This is a genomic window from Streptococcus sp. 27098_8_86 (assembly GCF_041432595.1).
Lineage (GTDB): Bacteria > Bacillota > Bacilli > Lactobacillales > Streptococcaceae > Streptococcus > Streptococcus pneumoniae_F.
Window position 1 is genome coordinate 1 of sequence record NZ_JAPVZW010000036.1, and the last position, 644, is coordinate 644.

1 pseudogene is annotated in these 644 nt (G+C 50.0%); it reads left to right on the forward strand.

Annotated features, from left to right (window positions below):
• Nucleotides 1–644, forward strand: a pseudogene (locus O3616_RS10090) (YSIRK signal domain/LPXTG anchor domain surface protein); the annotation flags it as partial.

The window sequence follows — 644 nt, forward strand, 5'->3', positions numbered from 1 at the left end:
TTCGTTAAGAATAACGGCAACTGGGAAAAAGAAGGTAACATCAAGGGACCTAAGGGTGATAAAGGTGCAGAAGGTGCGCAAGGACCTAAAGGTGCGGATGGAGCTCAAGGTTTACCAGGACGCGACGGACGTGATGGACGCGACGGACGTGATGGACGCGACGGAAAAGACGTATTGAACGGCAAAGTTGATCCAACAACAGAAGGTAAAGACGGCGATAAATACGTTAATACAGAAACAGGCGATGTCTTCGTTAAGAATAACGGCAACTGGGAAAAAGAAGGTAACATCAAGGGACCTAAGGGTGATAAAGGTGCAGAAGGTGCGCAAGGACCTAAAGGTGCGGATGGAGCTCAAGGTTTACCAGGTCGCGATGGACGTGATGGAGCGCAAGGACCAGCAGGACGTGACGGACGTGACGGGAAAGACGTCTTGAACGGCAAAGTTGATCCAACAACAGAAGGTAAAGACGGCGATAAATACGTTAACACAGAAACAGGCGATGTCTTCGTTAAGAATAACGGCACATGGGAAAAAGAAGGTAACATCAAGGGACCTAAGGGTGATAAAGGTGCAGAAGGTGCGGATGGAGCTCAAGGTTTACCAGGACGCGACGGACGTGATGGAGCGCAAGGACCTGCAGG